The 15,633-nt window shown below is 41.1% G+C and carries 16 protein-coding genes; 14 read left to right on the forward strand and 2 right to left on the reverse strand.

Translation table 11 applies throughout. From position 1 onward, the window contains the following. Window positions 1-9 precede the first annotated feature (9 nt). Window positions 10-360, reverse strand: coding sequence for an ABC transporter permease (locus AU377_RS04885; protein WP_067405048.1), 351 nt, complete (start codon window positions 358-360; stop codon window positions 10-12). Window positions 361-796: 436 nt separating this feature from the next. Here AU377_RS04885 and AU377_RS04890 point away from each other — a divergent pair, with 436 nt between their 5' ends. Both AU377_RS04890 and AU377_RS04895 read left to right on the forward strand, forming a co-directional pair. Then, on the forward strand, window positions 797-1,408 hold the full coding sequence (locus AU377_RS04890; protein WP_156450385.1) for a DedA family protein: 612 nt from the start codon (window positions 797-799) through the stop codon (window positions 1,406-1,408). Window positions 1,409-1,414: 6 nt separating this feature from the next. Beyond that, window positions 1,415-2,242, forward strand: coding sequence for an undecaprenyl-diphosphate phosphatase (locus AU377_RS04895; RefSeq protein ID WP_067405050.1), 828 nt, complete (start codon window positions 1,415-1,417; stop codon window positions 2,240-2,242). Window positions 2,243-2,282: 40 nt separating this feature from the next. Here AU377_RS04895 and AU377_RS04900 read toward each other — a convergent pair whose 3' ends face one another. Then, window positions 2,283-3,035 (reverse strand): IclR family transcriptional regulator, encoded by a 753-nt coding sequence (locus tag AU377_RS04900; RefSeq protein ID WP_067405053.1) that lies wholly within the window; start codon window positions 3,033-3,035, stop codon window positions 2,283-2,285. Between the two features lie 180 nt (window positions 3,036-3,215). On the opposite strand from AU377_RS04900, the gene AU377_RS04905 reads away from it, so the two are divergent. The 12 genes from AU377_RS04905 to eutS all read left to right on the forward strand — a co-directional run bounded on the left by AU377_RS04905 (window position 3,216) and on the right by eutS (window position 15,629). Beyond that, window positions 3,216-4,088: a dimethylarginine dimethylaminohydrolase family protein gene (locus tag AU377_RS04905; RefSeq protein WP_067405057.1), complete on the forward strand. Its 873-nt coding sequence runs from the start codon at window positions 3,216-3,218 to the stop codon at window positions 4,086-4,088. Window positions 4,089-4,106: 18 nt separating this feature from the next. Next, on the forward strand, window positions 4,107-4,874 hold the full coding sequence (locus tag AU377_RS04910; protein ID WP_067405060.1) for a dimethylarginine dimethylaminohydrolase family protein: 768 nt from the start codon (window positions 4,107-4,109) through the stop codon (window positions 4,872-4,874). Window positions 4,875-4,972: 98 nt separating this feature from the next. Beyond that, window positions 4,973-6,394, forward strand: a complete 1,422-nt coding sequence (locus tag AU377_RS04915; protein ID WP_067405063.1) for an amino acid permease — start codon at window positions 4,973-4,975, stop codon at window positions 6,392-6,394. 76 nt (window positions 6,395-6,470) lie between these two features. Further along, on the forward strand, window positions 6,471-8,102 hold the full coding sequence (locus tag AU377_RS04920; RefSeq protein WP_067405067.1) for a M20/M25/M40 family metallo-hydrolase: 1,632 nt from the start codon (window positions 6,471-6,473) through the stop codon (window positions 8,100-8,102). Window positions 8,103-8,186: 84 nt separating this feature from the next. Next, complete coding sequence (locus AU377_RS04925) at window positions 8,187-8,888, forward strand: response regulator transcription factor (RefSeq protein ID WP_067405068.1); 702 nt, start codon at window positions 8,187-8,189, stop codon at window positions 8,886-8,888. Continuing rightward, the gene (locus AU377_RS04930) at window positions 8,878-10,209 is read left to right on the forward strand and encodes a HAMP domain-containing sensor histidine kinase (RefSeq protein WP_067405070.1); all 1,332 of its coding nucleotides are present in this window, start codon (window positions 8,878-8,880) and stop codon (window positions 10,207-10,209) included. The genes AU377_RS04925 and AU377_RS04930 overlap by 11 nt, the downstream gene beginning before the upstream one ends. Window positions 10,210-10,263: 54 nt before the next feature. After that, window positions 10,264-10,893: a PepSY domain-containing protein gene (locus tag AU377_RS04935; protein WP_067405073.1), complete on the forward strand. Its 630-nt coding sequence runs from the start codon at window positions 10,264-10,266 to the stop codon at window positions 10,891-10,893. Between the two features lie 86 nt (window positions 10,894-10,979). Beyond that, window positions 10,980-11,573 (forward strand): PepSY domain-containing protein, encoded by a 594-nt coding sequence (locus AU377_RS04940; RefSeq protein WP_067405076.1) that lies wholly within the window; start codon window positions 10,980-10,982, stop codon window positions 11,571-11,573. A gap of 224 nt (window positions 11,574-11,797) precedes the next feature. Further along, entirely contained in the window at window positions 11,798-13,264 is a 1,467-nt protein-coding gene (locus AU377_RS04945) for a sensor histidine kinase (protein ID WP_067405078.1), read from the forward strand. Continuing rightward, window positions 13,239-13,808, forward strand: coding sequence for an ANTAR domain-containing response regulator (locus tag AU377_RS04950; protein WP_067405081.1), 570 nt, complete (start codon window positions 13,239-13,241; stop codon window positions 13,806-13,808). Before AU377_RS04945 ends, AU377_RS04950 begins: the two co-directional genes overlap by 26 nt. Window positions 13,809-13,958: 150 nt before the next feature. Next, on the forward strand, window positions 13,959-15,254 hold the full coding sequence (gene eutH, locus AU377_RS04955; RefSeq protein ID WP_067405084.1) for an ethanolamine utilization protein EutH: 1,296 nt from the start codon (window positions 13,959-13,961) through the stop codon (window positions 15,252-15,254). A 33-nt stretch (window positions 15,255-15,287) separates the two neighbouring features. Then, window positions 15,288-15,629 carry an ethanolamine utilization microcompartment protein EutS gene (gene eutS / locus AU377_RS04960; protein ID WP_067405087.1) on the forward strand — a complete coding sequence of 114 codons (342 nt, stop codon included), beginning with the start codon at window positions 15,288-15,290 and terminating at the stop codon, window positions 15,627-15,629. Window positions 15,630-15,633: the final 4 nt, after the last annotated feature.

Consider the following 15,633-nt stretch of genomic DNA (forward strand, 5'->3'; position numbering starts at 1 on the left):
ATTGCCTCCTTATTTTGTTAATTCGTCCCACTGACGTTCAAAATTGACGAATGGGTCATTCGAAGTTGCAGTTAGTACTTTGTTACTTTCCGTTCCTTTCCATTTACGCCAAACAAAGAGTACACCGAACAAGGCGACAATGCCGATAAAGGCAGGGATATTTGAAATGGCTGTAAACAATCCGATGAGCAGAACGATTCCCCAAAACAGTTTCAACATTTTTGAGTCGCTTTTTCCATAATAATGAAACCCTGCGTAGGCAATCAAAACGGATAGGGCTAACGCAAGTAGGGAACCGAGATTAGCTAGAACAACGATTGCTGCGATAATACCAAGTATCGCTAAACCGAATTTTTTCATGTATTGTTCCTCCTTTCATTTGTAACTCTATCGTATCGAAATGATTTGCTCGTCCCAACGGCCGTAAAACGTATTTGCAACTAAGACTTGAGACCGATATTGCATTCGACAGGCTGTTATGGCTCCCGAAATGATCGATAAAAAGTAATCCACAGCTATTCGCGAAATCCTCTGCTGATACAAAAGAGATTCAAAAATTATAAACACTTATATCCACTTGTTAACATTCTTTTGTGGATAACTCAGTTTATTGCGAAGTTATCAACAATTCCGTCATATGTAGATTGGTGGAAAATAATCATATGATCCTTCATCAAAGCGTAAAATAGTTAACAGGATGTGGAACTTCGCCAAACCGTTTACGTCACGTTAGGGTAGAGAACAAATTGAAGTTCATGACACGATGAAGTAAAGTTATACTATTGGGAGGCATCATGTGGTAGAGTGGATCGGGGAAATTATGAGCGCGTACGGGTATTTGGGTGTTTTTCTATTAATATTGATTGAAAATCTTTTTCCGCCTATACCTTCAGAGGTTATTTTGGCTTTTGGTGGCTTTATGACGACTTATTCCGAACTAACGGAAACCGGTGTGATCGTTGCGGCAACTGCCGGATCTGTCATTGGAGCGATGATTTTGTATAGCATCGGCCTTTTAGTCGATGTGCCTCGCCTTGAAAAAATGGTTGATCGGTGGGGGCATGTACTGAGGTTGAAACGGAAGGATATTCACAGGGCCGATGAATGGTTTAGTAAATCAAGCTTTTGGACGGTGCTATTATGCCGGCTTGTGCCATTAATTCGAAGTCTTATATCAATCCCAGCCGGCATGTCTACGATGAACTTTTTCCTTTTTATTATTTTGACCGCCATTGGAAGTCTTGTTTGGAATAGTGTGCTCGTATACACCGGAGCCGCACTAGGAGAAAATTGGGAATCGATCGTTCTAAAAATGGATACATATTCTAACTTTGTTTATATTTTATTGGGAATCGTCGGGATTATTGGATGTCTATCGTATATCGGATTTCGAAGAAGGAGAGCTTAAGGATAAATGGAAATTTTTGATTTAATCAAAGCGCTAATATTAGGATTCGTGGAAGGGATGACGGAGTTTGCGCCCGTATCGTCGACAGGGCATTTAATCATCGTTGACGATATGTGGTTGAAGACTGAGCAATTTTTAGGGAAGTACCCTGCAAACACATTTAAAATTGTTATTCAGCTGGGTTCGATTTTAGCCGTTGTCGTTGTCTTTTGGAAACGATTGTTTAGTTTACTAGGGTTATATAAAATTGACGGCAAAAAAATGAATAGCCGATTCAATTTAGCGCATGTCATTGTAGGTATGTTGCCAGCTGTCATTTTAGGATTTGCTTTTAAAGATTTGATCGATGATTATTTATTTGGTGTGGAGACGGTTATTTGGGCGTTGATTGCCGGCGCCATTCTGATGATCGTGGCAGATAAATTTGGACCTAAAAAGCCGAAAGTGAATTCGTTGGATGAAATTACGTACAAGCAAGCATTCAAGGTCGGACTTGTGCAATGCTTATCGCTTTGGCCGGGATTTTCACGCTCCGGGGCAACGATTTCAGGCGGCGTCTTATTCGGTATGAATCACCGAGTTGCTGCGGATTTCACGTTCATTATGGCAGTTCCAATTATGCTCGGCGCGAGTCTCGTTTCTGTGTTGAAAAACTGGGAGCATATGTCGATGGATTACTTGAACTTCTATATTGTCGGCTTCGTCAGTGCATTTGTGTTCTCATTAATCTCAATTCGCTTTTTCTTAAAGCTTATTTCGCGAATAAAACTTGTGCCATTTGCGATTTACCGCATTATTTTGGCGATTGTATTAGCGATCATCGTATTTTTATAAATCAAAAAGACTTCTGGGATCATCTCAGAAGTTTTTTGTATTAGTAGGATACTGATTTTCCGTGATAGGCTAATTTTTCCGAAATATTTCTTCCTGCTTTTATTACATGTTCAATAAGAAATTCAGTTCGACTTTCAGTGAGGTTGAAACTGACAACCCCAATGCTAATTGCACCAATCACCTCGCCAAATCCATCTTTTATGGCTACAGCAAATGAAGATGTGCCTTCTGTTCTTTCCGCATGGCTCACAGCAAAGCCTTTCCGTTGAATTTCACTTAACTCTAGTTTGAACAAAGGAATTTCCTCTGCCGGTAAAAGTTTTGTTAAGATCTCGTCCACTTTTATTGGCGGCATTGCGGAAAGCATAGCCTTATTAGCCGCCCCGATATGCATTGGAATGCGGATCCCAAGTTGATCGTAAATCCGAATCGGATTATTTTCACAATCAATTCTTTCCATAACAATGGCTTCCGTGCCAGAAGGCTTACTTAAATACACACTTTCCTGCACTTCCCGCATCAAATTCTCCAATACAGGTCTGACTTTACTCACATAATCTACTGTGTCATAGACGCGGAGTCCATATTCCAGCCAAATCATACCGAGCCGATATAATTTTGTCTGATGATCTTGTTCGACCATTCCTTGCTTGATCATTGCTTGTAACAGTCGATGCATCGTACTAAGTGGTAAATTACATTGTTTTGAAAGCTCGGAAATGGACATGCCATTTTCGACAGCCCCGGTTGCAAGGACATTCGCGACAGTCATCGCACGTTGTATGGATTGCATTTTTTGCACCGCCTATCTTTTATTTAGCGAGTTATTTTTGTCGTGTGGGTATTCTGAATACATCTGAATTAAAAAGTTTTCTAAATACATTGACATTGTAACACGAAACAAATATATTTGAACTACAAACTTTCCGTTAATCGGAAGTAGTTTCCACTAATCGGAAAAGGGTGAGGGATAATGACGTATTGTTCATCAATGTATGCGCCATTACAGTGGGTAATTGTAAAACATCCTAAGCAAGCTTTTTACAATCAAAGCTATTTGGCGGATCAATGGAAAACTTTTAATTACTTAGAGGAGCCGAACTTTGAAGAGGCTGTTCGTGAATATGAAGAATTTATTAGTATTCTAGAAAAATATGTGCCGCAAATTGATTTTTTACCAGCTTCAGATGAGGTTGGAATGGATTCGTTGTACGCACACGATCCGGTGAAATTTACGCCAGCAGGAGTAATGATTTTGAAATCCGGTAAAAAAGTAAGACAGCCAGAAGCAAACGTTTATCGAAAGTTTTTAGAAGAAAAAGAAATTCCGATCATTGGGGAATTGACAGGCGATGCAGTAGCGGATGGCGGCGATATCGTTTGGTTGGATGATCGCACATTGGTTGTTGGACGCGGCTATCGAACGAATGATGAAGCCATTGAACAAATTCGAGAAATGACCGGGTCTTTCGTGGACGAGTTTATCGTTGTTCAGTTGCCGCATGACCTTGGAGAAGAAGAGTGTCTTCATTTAATGTCCTTTATCAGTATGGTGGATAAAGACTTGGCCGTTGTGCACTCACGTCTCATGCCAGTGTTTTTCCGTCAGTTGCTCATTGAACGCGGCATCCAATTAATCGAAGTACAGAAGGATGAATACGACAATTTAGGCTGTAATGTATTAGCATTAGCACCGCGCGTATGCGTCATTTCAAGTGGAAACGCTTCCACGAAACAACAGCTGCTAGACGCGGGTGCAACTGTTTACGAGTACAAAGGCGAAGAAATTAGTGTCAAAGGGACGGGCGGACCGACATGTCTGACAAGTCCAGTCATTCGACGATAAAAAGTGAACGAAGGGGAAATGAAAATGTTTAAAAATGTCATTGTAAAAGAACCGGGAAAGAGCTATTTAAACGGATTAACGACAACAGATTTAGGGAAGCCCATCTATGAGTTATTGCTAGAACAGCATAAAAGTTACGTAGAAGCTTTAGAGAAATGCGGTGTAGAAGTGACCTATCTTCCGCCAAGCGAAGAATTTCCGGATTCAACATTCGTTGAAGACGCGGCCGTTTTAACACCAAACTTTGCAGTTGTGACAAATCCAGGAGCGGAATCCCGTAACGGCGAAATTGTGGAAATTGAGGAAGTGTTAAAAGGTTTTTACGACAAGTTTCATACGATTCAAGCACCTGGCACATTGGATGGCGGAGACGTTCTTCAAGCGGAAGACCATTTTTATATTGGAATTTCAGAGCGTACGAATGAAGAAGGCGCACGTCAATTTAAAGAAATTATGGAATCGGAAGGTTATCAAGCAACAATCATTCCATTAAAAGAATTTTTCCATCTGAAAACCGGTATTGCGTACCTTGGCAATAATAAAATGGTTGTTGCGGGTGAATTTGTCGAGCATCCAGCTTTTGCATCTTATGACCAAATTGTCATTGGAAAAGAAGACGAGTATTCCGCAAACTGCATTCGCATGAATGATTTTGTCATCATTCCAGCAGGGTACCCGGAAACAAAACGCAAACTTGAAGAAGCAGGCTACGAAACCATTGAACTGGAAATGTCTGAAGTTCAAAAACATGACGGCGGGTTAAGCTGTTTATCACTTCGTTTCTAAAAAAGAACCTAGGATTGTTTTATCGGCGGAAGGCTTACGTGCCTTCCGCTTCTAGTACTAAACGAGCGCAGTACATAAAGGAAAGGGGAGAGATTTTGATGTCAAACAACGGAGAATTGCTGGAGTCTAACCAATTGAATCGCTCGATGAAAAGCCGGCACTTGTTCATGCTGTCACTTGGTGGTGTTATCGGTACTGGTTTATTCTTGAACGCTGGCTACACGATTAACCAAGCGGGTGCAGGTGGTGCGTTACTCGGTTATCTATTTGGCGGATTGATATTATATATGGTCATGGTTTGTCTAGGGGAATTAGCCGTTCATATGCCGGTAACGGGATCATTCCAAACGTACGCAACACGATATATTAGTCCTTCGGCAGGTTTTTCGCTCGGCTGGATGTATTTTGTCGGATCGGCTGCTACTGCGGGTGTTGAGTTTACGGCAGCCGGAATTTTAATGCAGCATTGGTTCCCGGACATTCCGATCTGGATCTGGTGTGCAGTCTTTATGGTATTGCTGTTCGCGTTAAACGCGCTGACAACGAGAGGTTTTGCAGAAGCAGAGTTTTGGTTTGCAGGCATTAAAGTATTAGCAGTTGTGCTGTTCATCATCATCGGATTTGCCGCAATCTTCGGGCTTATCCCGCTGGAAGACCGCGGCACGCCGTTGTTTACCAACTTAGCGCCTACGGGATTGTTCCCAGCCGGTATTGCGATCGTCTTTATCACGATGATGAATGTCATTTTCTCTTATCAAGGATCAGAACTTGTGGGGATTGCAGCGGGGGAAACTGAAAATCCGCAAAAGAATATTCCGAAAGCGATCCGTACGATTTTAATTCGGATTATTGTATTTTATATTGCGTCGATCATTGTGTTATCGGCTATTTTCCCATCGTCAGAGCTTGGGTTGCTCGCCAGTCCATTCGTTACTTTGATGGAAATTGCAGGGGTCCCTTATGCAGCGGGAATTATGAACTTTGTCATTTTAACGGCTATTTTATCGGTTGGAAACTCCTGTCTTTATGCTTCAACTCGCCTGCTTTGGTCGATGGCAAATGAAGGCATGGCACCAAAAGTATTTGGCCGCTTAACAAAACGAAAAGTTCCACTTATGGCACTTCTTTTTACAATGACATTTTCATTGCTGTCACTTTTGACGAGTGTTATGGAGGCGGACGCGGTATTCGTATTACTCATGTCGATCGCTGGCATTGCTGTCACGATTTCGTGGATGGGAATCGCTATGTCACAGCTGATGTTCCGCCGCCGTTACTTGCAAGCGGGCGGTAAACTAGAAGACTTGAAGTATAAAGTGAAGTTTTACCCATTTATCCCGATTTTCTGTATTGGATTTTGTGCGTTCATTCTCGTGTTTTTAGCATTTGATCCAACACAACGGATTGGACTTGCTTATGGTATCGGTTTCTTTATTGCGTGTATGTTGTTTTATAAATTAAGATTAGAGAAGAAAAATAAAACAATTGTAGGCGTTGAAGTGAAGTCGGTTGAAGATTGAAAAATGGCGTTCAATTACACCGTGACGATTAGACGTCAGTAAACATTTATATAGGTGATGGAAAGGAGAATTTTGCGTGGGTAATAGTCTTTGGGGAACACCGGATGACCTTCGCGCACTCTTATGCGAGCTCGTCAGTTGGGATAGCCGGACGTTAACAGAAGGTGAATGCATCTTTGCGCCGAAAGTGGCGGAGAAGCTAGGGGAGTTGGATTATTTTAAAGATCATCCCGATCGCTTGGAATTACATGACGCAGGCTTAGGCAGGCAAGCGGTAACAGCTTTGTACAAGCATCCAGAAGCGACAGAAACAGTTGTCCTAATTAGCCATTTTGATACCGTTTGGACGGAAGAATTTGGGGTGTTGGAGCCGCTCGCGTTTCGTCCGGAAGAATTAACGCAAAAGCTCATGGAGCCGAAGTATAAAAAAGACTTGCCGAAAGATGCGCAAGTCGATCTTGAATCGGGCAAGTACTTATTTGGCCGCGGCACGATGGATATGAAGATCGGTCTTGCGCTGCATATGCAGTTAATCGAAAAAGCAAGTATTGAAAAATGGCCGATTAATCTTCTATTAACGACAGTTCCAGATGAAGAAGTGAACTCCGCGGGTATGCGTGCAGCAGTCGTAGAGCTCGTTCGTCTCCGTGAAGAGTATGGCTTAACGTATAAATTATTTTTCAATAGCGAACCTTCATTTTCAAAAAATCCGACAGATATTGATGAGTATGTCTATTCCGGAACGATTGGAAAGATTATGCCAGCCGCATTATTCTATGGAAAAGAAACGCATGTCGGGGAGCCGATGAAAGGAATGACAGCGAATTATATCGCTTCTTTCTTAACACAGCGCATGGAGTGGAATGATAAGTTCCGGGAAACGGTTCTTGGCGAAAGTACACCGCTGCCAGTTTCTTTACAGCAAAAAGATTTGAAACTGCAATATTCAACGCAAACACCGTACCGTGCAGTTGCCTTGTACAACGTATTCTTAATGAAACGTACGGCCGCCGAAGTGATGGATTTATTCGAACAAGTAGCGACGGAAGCGATGGATGCGTGTAACGAAAGCTACCGACAGATTTGTGCACGTGAACAAGTGAGTGGTGTTGGGGAAGTAAAAGTGTTGCGCTACGAGCAATTGCTGGCACACGCAATTGACAAGCTTGGGGCAGAGGAAGTAGAACAGATTAAAAAGGAAGTTGTGGACAATCCAGATTGGGATGACCGAGAAAAATCCCTTCGGATCGTCGATAGTCTAATGATCCAATGCCAAGAGCTAGCGCCGGCGACCGTCTTACTGTACGCACCGCCATATTATCCAGCCATTAACTCATCGAACGACGAATTGGTGAAAGATTCGATTGAACTAATGAAAAAAGTGGCGAAGTCGTTCGACAATACGGTAAAGCAAGTGCATTACTTTAATGGTATTTGTGACTTAAGCTACGTCAATTATGAAGACGATTCAAATGGGTGGGCAGCGTTTGAAAGCAATACACCGGTTTGGGGAGATACGTACAGCATTCCATTTAAAGAAATGGGCGAGCTGCGCGCCCCAGTCCTAAACGTTGGGCCATTCGGAAAAGACGCACATCAGCGCACAGAACGCCTGCATGTCGACAGTGCGTTTGTGGAAATGCCGGTGATGATTGAAGAGCTTATTAAAAGCCTGATGGTGAATGAAAGTAAAGTAGTTGTTAAATAAAGATGAAAACAGAGATCCTAACGGTATGGGTCTCTGTTTTTTCATTGTTCTGTTAGAATGAAATAAAAACTACAGGTGATTGTAATGAAGAATCGAATTTTAATTATAGAAGATGAAGAAAATATTGCGCGTGTACTTCAGTTGGAACTTGAATTTGAAGGGTACGAAACGGCGGTTGCCCATACAGGACCGGATGGGTTGATTCTTTACCGCGAACAGAGCTGGGATCTTGTCTTGCTCGACTTGATGCTGCCGGGGGTGAATGGGTTTGATGTGCTGCGAAGAGTCCGTGCAACGGAAGCCAATACACCGGTTATTTTATTAACAGCGAAAGGTGAAGTTGAGGATAAAGTGACGGGGCTCGATCTCGGGGCAAATGATTATGTGACGAAACCTTTTGTGATCGAAGAACTACTTGCGCGTATTCGAACGGCGCTTAGATTCTCTGCGCCGGCAGCTGTAAAGGCAGATCCAGATCTTCATGAATTTGCGGGATTGTCTATGAATGAAAAGACGCGTAAAGTGAGTCGAGACGGCATGACAGTAGAGTTGACGCCGAGGGAGTATGATCTATTGCTTTATTTACTGAAGCATGCGCGTCAAGTGCTTTCGAGAGAACAAATACTGGATGCCGTTTGGGGATACGACTATTACGGGGACACAAATGTCGTGGATGTGTACATTCGGTATGTCCGGAAGAAGATAGACGTGAAAGGAAAACCGGCACTTATTCAAACAGTTCGAGGTGTTGGCTATGTGCTAAAGGAGTCCGCTGATGCGACTTAAAACAAAAATTCACTTGTTCTCCACGATGATCATGCTTGTCATTTTGACATTGACAAATGTGGGTATTTATTTTTTATTCGAAAAGACAGCGTATCGTTCGGAATATAGTCAATTGTTAACGAGAGCACAAGAACTAACAACATCTCTTAGCAAAACAACCGAACAAATGGATGCAAGAACAATTATTATGGCCCATGTGCCAGCTAATGGTGCCGTTCGTATTGGAAAAATTACTGTGGCGTCTCAAACTACATTCGGATCAGAGAAAATTAATTTTGATATCAATCACAAGGAGCGCTATACAATTGGTGCCTTTAATGGCACAAAAACGATGGCGATCAGTGTTCCCGCAATTTGGCCCAACGGTGAAGTCGTCCAAGTGGAAATGGTACAGCTAATGGAAGACTTGAAGGACAGCTTACGATTGTTGAAACTTATCCTTATCGCTGTGACAATCGCTGCGATGATTCCAATTGTTGCATCTAGTATAACGTTAGGGCGTATTGTGACACGACCGATTGAAAAATTGACCACTACCATGATAGAAAGCCGGCAGTCGGGTAAATATGAAAAAATTACAGTCCCGTTAAAGGGAAAAGATGAGCTTACACAAATGAGCCGTACATTCAACGACATGATGGAGCAGCTTGAACAGAATTACAAAAAGCAAGAACAGTTCGTTTCGAATGCTTCTCACGAATTAAAAACACCGTTAACTGTTATTGAAAGTTATTCCCAGCTTCTCTTACGCCGAGGATTTGATAATCGCGCTGTCGCAAAGGAAGCGGTTGAAGCTATTAGCGGTGAGTCAGGAAGAATGAAGGAAATGATCACGCAGCTTTTAGAACTCGCCAAAACGAATGGATCGATGACATTTCAATTTGAAGAAGTGGCACTCTATCCATTCATCCAAGAAGTAACAGAGCCGATGCGAATAGCTTATGATCGAGCATTTCATGTCGCAGGTGATGTTGATATTTCTTGGGTAACGGATAGAGCCCGTTTAAAGCAGTTGTTATTCATCTTGCTTGATAATGCAAGGAAATATAGTGATGGAGAAATTAATGTTCAACTTCGACAAATGGATGATCAGTTGAAAATTTCGGTTGTGGACCAAGGAGGCGGCATTCCAGCCGAACATTTGCCGCATATTTTTGATCGTTTTTATCGTGTCGATAAAGATCGCAGCCGAAAAACCGGCGGTACAGGTTTAGGTCTTTCCATTGCGAAAGAAATCGCACAAGGACTCGGTGCAGACTTAACGATCGATAGTGAAGTAGGTGTTGGGACGACTGTCCAAATTAGTTTGCCGAAGCGATGATTTCTCACCGATTTTTAATTTGGGGTGGATATACTAAGAGCAGGAGGGATGGCGATGAAGCTCTTGAAAAAACCTTGGTTGATCCCAGTAATCTTAACAATTCTTATTTTAGTGGCCGGCGATTTTTTTACGAAGCAATTTGTAACAAAAGCGGAAGCAATGCCCGAAGGTGAAATCCGACACCAGCTAGAAGAAATGTACGGCGGGCAAGTGAAGCAACTTGCGTTAAAAGGGTTGGTCTATGAAGTGGAGTTAACGAACAAGCAAGGGATTTACGAAATGGAAGTAGACGCAGAAACAGGGAAAGTATTGTCCCTCGCGCAGACGAAGAAAGAAACTTCTACTGCCAAGCAAGATGAGAAGAATCATGAAGTGGGGACTGCTCCGTCAGATAACGAAAATCTGCCCAAAGATGTACAAAAAGAAAATATTGGGCAGAACGAAAAGCCAACTGGGTCGTCAGAATTGAAGGAAGAAACGGTGTTAATATCAAAACAACAAGCCATAAACATTGCGCTCGCCCAGCAAAAGGGAGAGGTTGATGATGTCGACTTTGTCCGGACTGAGAGCGGCGGCTACTATATCGTTGAAATCGAAGTGGAGAACGATGCGCGCGGCGACGAAGTCTATTTTCAAATCCATGCCATCTCAGGGAAAATCTTATCTGTTACATGGGACGACTGATTCTCATCAATTTCTAATAATACTCTTCCTGTCCTCTCATAATCGCCGAGTATGATTAAGGTAATAAGAAAAGGAGGAGTTACATTATGAATAAATGGATCATTGCACCAGTGTTAGCAGGAGTCGTAGCAGTCGGAGGTGTTGCCTATGCTAGTAGTCCGGCTACTATTAATACTCAACCATCACAAGTTGTTGACGTGAAACAAGCGCCTCAAACGGACACAAAACAACTATCAGCTGATGAAGCGACTGCAATCGCATTGGAGAAAGCAAAAGGTACTGTGACAAAGGTAGAGTTAGACACGGATGATGGATGGAAACATTATGATATTGAAATTAAAGACGGCGTTTATGAATATGACTTTGAAATCGATGCAGTAACAGGTAAAATCATCGAGTTTGAAAAAGATCGGGACGATGATCAAAAACGAACTGTTTCTAAACAAGCAAATGTAAAACAAACAAGTGAAAATAAGCAAGGAATGATTTCACAAGACGAAGCAGTCGCAATTGCGATGAAACAAGCATCAGGAACTGTAACAGATGTTGAGTTAGATCATGATGACGGTCGAAAAGTTTATGAAATCGAAATCCATGACGGTACATTTGAGTATGATTTTGATATCGATGCATTCACAGGTAAAGTGTTGAAATTCAAAAAAGATCGAGATGACGATTGATGGAAAAGGCTGCTTGCGCAGCCTTTTTTCTATTTAAAACATGTATTCTTTTCCAACATGCTCTCTATATAAATTAGTCCCACGAATAAGCATCCCTACGAACTGTGATATTTATCCGGCCCATCCCGATGTCAAGAATGGTAATTGACAGTTGCATAATTTGATTACGCTGTCCGTTAAATTGACCGAAAGAAGTATTAATTTTATAATTTAAAAAAGTGTTAATGGAGGTTTTTGCGATTAATCAAACGCTAACAAATTTATGTCGTGCTCATACGGAACTATCAACGCGAGACATTCTGCAGTTAAATAACATTGCATCCACATTGCAAATGTATGCAGATGTATCAAATGCCTACACGTTCATAGATTGTAAAGTGAAAAATACGCAGCATGCAATTGTCGTAGCAGAAGCTTTCCCGACCAAAATGGGACATATATACGAAAAGTCCGTCGTGGGGAAAATAGTTTTTGATACATTTGAACCTGGCGTTTTTTATAGTTTTCAAACCGGGAGAAAGTCTTTAATACGACGAGCGGTTACCCAAGAAGGAAAATCAGTAGAACAAAGTGTAGTTCCTATAAAAAATGAAGACGATGAAGTGATTGGTGTGCTTATTCAAGAAAAGGAAGTTGATGCAGCTGCTAATGATGCTAAACTACATCCCAATGCATCAATTGGTCAACATTCTATTGAATATATTATTGGTGACAGAAATAGTGAGCTTCCAATTGTCTCAGATTTATTAATGGAAATCTTTTTACTAACAGATGAAGATGATCGGCTTATTTATACAAATTTGGTTGGGACTCGATTCATCACTGAAATGAGCGGAGAAGAGGAAATTCAAAACCAAAACTTAGTAAAGTTATTGCCTTTTTTAAAGCCTGTTTTTGAACAAGAAGATTCATTTGTTTTTGATTTAGCTTTAGAGAAAAAAAGTTTAGTAGTTAAAAAAATTAGGCTTCGAAAAAAAGATAAGATGAAAGGCACACTTCTCATTATTCAGGATGTAACCGAACTTCGCATGAAGGAAAAAGAGTTGAAGATGAAATCTGTCGTTATTCAAGAAATTCATCATCGTGTGAAGAACAATTTACAAACAGTAGCAAGCTTATTACGTCTTCAAATGAGGAAAGGTGTTCCCGCGGAGATTCGACCTTATTTTGTCGATACGTTAAGCCGTATTTATAGTATTTCATCCGTTTATGAACTTATTTTATCAAATGAAAATGCCGATGATGATGCGGTGGATTTGATTGAATTGACTGAGAGGATCTGTTCTTCAGTGGTGGGAAATAGTCCACATGAAAAAGTTCACTTGATTATTCAATCAAATGGCAATAAAATAATAACTATATCTAGGAAAGCGGTTTCAATTGCACTTATGGTTAATGAGCTAGTGCAAAATGCCGCTAAGCATGCTTTCCCAGAAGGTGGAAAAGGAAGAATTATTGTCGAGTTCATTCTCAATAAAGATATTCTTGAGCTTCACATTTTCGACAACGGAGTTGGAATGAAGGGGCCAAAACCATCACTTGGATTAGAAATTGTACAGAACCTAGCTGTTAATGATTTGAACGGCGAGTTTTATTACGTACCGGAAAAAAAAGGAACACATGCAGTCATTACGTTTCCAGTAGATCCGGAGGTTTTAATTTATCATGAGCAAGAAGATATTGATAGTTGAAGATGAATCGATCATTCGAATGGATATGAAGATGATGCTTGAAGACCACGGGTACGAAGTGGTCGGTGAAGCGGGGGATGGGGATCAGGCAATTGAATTGGCATTTCAAGAAAAACCTGATCTCGTTCTCATGGATATTAAAATGCCTAGGATGAACGGTTTGAAGGCGAGTCAAGTTATTGCGAGCCAATTAGATATCCCTATTTTAATAATAACGGCATATAGTCAAAAAGAGTTTGTTGAGCAAGCCCGTCAAGACAATATTGTTGGATACTTGGTTAAGCCAATTTCTGAATCAAACTTAATTCCCGCAGTTGAAATAGCAATGCACCAGGCAAACAAAGCAAAAAAGCTTAAGCTTGAAATAAAGACCGCGCAGCATGAGGTGGAAAAAAGAAAATTGATTGAACGCGCAAAAGGAATTCTAATGGATAAAAAAATGCTAACGGAACAAGAAGCATTCAAAAAAATGCGGGATGCGAGTATGGCGAGGCAAATGACAATGGAGTCAATTGCAAAAGAAATTCTCTACGAAAACAAGTAAATACATTCAAGCAAAGGCGCTTAAAAGAACGTATGATTACGTTCCTTTTTAGGCGTCTTTTTTATTTCTATGAAAGTGGGTGGTTTTTCAAGTTTTATATGATCTTCATTCGGTTTGCTGCAAGGGATACGTTGAAAGGGGAATCTGAAAATGGAAATGATCGGAACTGTAATTGTTTATATTATTATGGCTTGTGCGATTATTGGTGCTTTGGCGGCAATCAAAAACCCAGAAGAAGGAATAGGAAAAGAATTCATGTCAGGTATGCATGCAGTGGGTCATATCTTTGTTCCGGCTGCGGGGATTATGGCGTCTATTCCTTATTTAACAATATTTATTAGCAAGTTTATTGGACCGATTTTTGATACAATCGGAGCGGATCCAGCCATTGCTGCGACAACGATTTTAGCTTCGGATATGGGCGGTTATCAGTTGGCAAATGCTTTGAAAAACTCCTATGAAGGCTGGGTTATGGCGTTGATCGTCGGTTTTATGGCTGGCGCAACAATTGTTTTCTCAATTCCGATGGGACTTGCTATGCTTGATAAAAGGGACCATAAATATATGGCACTTGGTGTCATGTCGGGTGTTTTAACAATTCCAATCGGGGCGTTTATTGCATCTGTGCTAGTAGTTTTATTTGACACAGAGATCCGTGATGTCATCAGCACAACATCAGCTTCTAATTATGAATTTGTTATTAGTTATGGACAAATCTTAATCAATCTACTACCATTACTTATTTTTGTCGTTTTGATTGCAGCAGGATTGAAATTCTTCCCGCGCGGTATGATTGCGGGCTTTATGGTATTTGGAAGAGTCATGGATGCAGCGATTAAACTTGTACTTGTCTTTTCTATTGTTGAAATTTTTACAGGCGCTTTTAGTACGCTATTCGGTACTTGGGGCTTTGATCCAATTATGGCTGATAAAGAAGATCAGTTTCGGGCTCTTGAAACGGCCGGTTACATTGGAATTATGCTAGCCGGCGCATTCCCAATGGTTTACTTAATCCGAAAATATGCATCAAAGCCGTTAGAAATAGGGGGTCGCAAGTTAGGTTTATCTCCTGTTGGAAGTGCTGGTATTTTGGCGACAATGGCTAATATTCTTGCTATGTTTTCACTCGTGCGATACATGAAGCCGAAAGATAAAGTTATTAATATTGCATTTGGTGTTTGCGCGGCTTTTTTACTTGGCGACCACTTGTCATTTACAGCAAACTTCCAGCCAACGATTATTTTACCTGTTATGATTGGTAAGCTAGGTGCGGGAATTTGTGCAATTGCAATTGCCTACAAACTTTCAGTACCGACGGCTATTAAACTAGAAGCAAAAGATCGTGAAGAAGGAATTATTCGTTCGGATGAATATTTGGACGAGGAAGATCTTCGTGATCGAAAAGAAGGGAAAAGCAAAAAAGAGGAAGTTATCACCCAAGCTTGATTACGTGAAATGGAGCGGAAAGGAGAGGATCAAATGAGTGAAGAGAAAAAAAGGTTTATTCAGGAATTTGTTCCCGGCAAACAAATTACGCTTAGTCATTTAATCGCTAATCCAGATCCGGATATGTTTCAAAAACTTGGTATTCAAGAGGCTGGTGCGCTAGGGATTATGACATGTACACCAAGTGAAACAGTTATTATTGCTGGAGATTTAGCTACAAAAGCAGCAAATGTCAAAATTGGATTTCTAGATCGGTTTACTGGAAGCCTTGTTATCGTAGGTTCTGTCTCTGAAGTTGAAATGGCAATGATTGAAATTAATCGATTTCTATCGGAAACACTAGGATATACGCCGTCGACCATTACAAAATCATAAGGGC

The organism is Sporosarcina sp. HYO08 (assembly GCF_001563475.1).
Taxonomy (GTDB): Bacteria; Bacillota; Bacilli; order Bacillales_A; family Planococcaceae; genus Sporosarcina.

Bases quoted from the DNA above. Each gene is read 5' to 3' on its own strand.
- AU377_RS04885 (WP_067405048.1), bottom strand. From the start codon at position 360: ATGAAAAAATTCGGTTTAGCGATACTTGGTATTATCGCAGCAATCGTT.
- AU377_RS04895 (WP_067405050.1), top strand. From the start codon at position 1,415: ATGGAAATTTTTGATTTAATCAAAGCGCTAATATTAGGATTCGTGGAA.
- AU377_RS04900 (WP_067405053.1), bottom strand. From the start codon at position 3,035: ATGCAATCCATACAACGTGCGATGACTGTCGCGAATGTCCTTGCAACC.
- AU377_RS04905 (WP_067405057.1), top strand. From the start codon at position 3,216: ATGACGTATTGTTCATCAATGTATGCGCCATTACAGTGGGTAATTGTA.
- AU377_RS04910 (WP_067405060.1), top strand. From the start codon at position 4,107: ATGAAAATGTTTAAAAATGTCATTGTAAAAGAACCGGGAAAGAGCTAT.
- AU377_RS04915 (WP_067405063.1), top strand. From the start codon at position 4,973: ATGTCAAACAACGGAGAATTGCTGGAGTCTAACCAATTGAATCGCTCG.
- AU377_RS04925 (WP_067405068.1), top strand. From the start codon at position 8,187: ATGAAGAATCGAATTTTAATTATAGAAGATGAAGAAAATATTGCGCGT.
- AU377_RS04930 (WP_067405070.1), top strand. From the start codon at position 8,878: ATGCGACTTAAAACAAAAATTCACTTGTTCTCCACGATGATCATGCTT.
- AU377_RS04935 (WP_067405073.1), top strand. From the start codon at position 10,264: ATGAAGCTCTTGAAAAAACCTTGGTTGATCCCAGTAATCTTAACAATT.
- AU377_RS04940 (WP_067405076.1), top strand. From the start codon at position 10,980: ATGAATAAATGGATCATTGCACCAGTGTTAGCAGGAGTCGTAGCAGTC.
- AU377_RS04945 (WP_067405078.1), top strand. From the start codon at position 11,798: ATGGAGGTTTTTGCGATTAATCAAACGCTAACAAATTTATGTCGTGCT.
- AU377_RS04950 (WP_067405081.1), top strand. From the start codon at position 13,239: ATGAGCAAGAAGATATTGATAGTTGAAGATGAATCGATCATTCGAATG.
- eutH (WP_067405084.1), top strand. From the start codon at position 13,959: ATGGAAATGATCGGAACTGTAATTGTTTATATTATTATGGCTTGTGCG.
- eutS (WP_067405087.1), top strand. From the start codon at position 15,288: ATGAGTGAAGAGAAAAAAAGGTTTATTCAGGAATTTGTTCCCGGCAAA.